Origin of the sequence: Oceanivirga salmonicida (genome assembly GCF_001517915.1) — a bacterium.
In the GTDB taxonomy this organism is placed as follows: Bacteria; Fusobacteriota; Fusobacteriia; order Fusobacteriales; family Leptotrichiaceae; genus Oceanivirga; species Oceanivirga salmonicida.
In genome coordinates this window covers 1-747 of the sequence record NZ_LOQI01000153.1, presented here as the reverse complement: position 1 = coordinate 747, position 747 = coordinate 1, and the positions used below count along the sequence as shown (strand labels likewise).

Annotated in this window: 1 protein-coding gene; it reads left to right on the top strand. The window is 24.2% G+C overall.

Translation table 11 applies throughout. The features are described from left to right. The coding region (locus AWT72_RS08700) for a Sir2 family NAD-dependent protein deacetylase (RefSeq protein WP_306765442.1) at positions 1-473 on the top strand (473 nt) is incomplete at its 5' end. Positions 474-747 lie beyond the last annotated feature (274 nt).

The window sequence follows — 747 nt, the reverse complement described above, 5'->3', positions numbered from 1 at the left end:
ATACAAGTTTAGCTAAAATGGAGAAAAAGGGAAAGTTAAAAGTTGTAATTACTCAAAATATAGATGGACTTCATCAATTAGCTGGTAGTAAAAATGTGTTAGAAATTCATGGTAGTATTCAAAGAAATCATTGTACTTTGTGTGGTGAATTTTATGATTTAAAATATGTAGATAATTCAAATGGAATACCTAAATGTATTAAATGTGATGGAATAGTAAAGCCTGATGTAACATTATATGAAGAAGCACTTGATAATGAATTAATTTTTAAAACAATGGAAGCTATAAATAAAGCAGACATGTTAATAATAGCAGGAACTTCATTATTAGTATATCCTGCAGCGTCATTTGTTAGATATTTTAAAGGGAAATATTTAATTATTATTAATATGACTAAAACTTCTTCTGATGCTTATGCTGATCTTGTAATTAGAGATAAGATTGGAGAAGTATTGAGTAAATTAAATATTTAAATTATAGAGTAGTGTTTTTTTTGAATGGTATGCTATATTATGTGAGAAGGCAAGTTTTTAACTTGCCTTACCCTCATTTTTTTATTTATAAGGAAATTATAATTTGAAAAATTGATAAAGAAATAGATTTAAGAATAAAGTTTTAACGATTTTCAATGTTAAAGTTATTAATTTTAGTAGAAAAAATTAAATTTATGTAGCAAAAAATGACTGATATTTACATCAGTTTTTGTAAACATATTCTTTTGTAAATTTGGAGCCAGTATATACATTT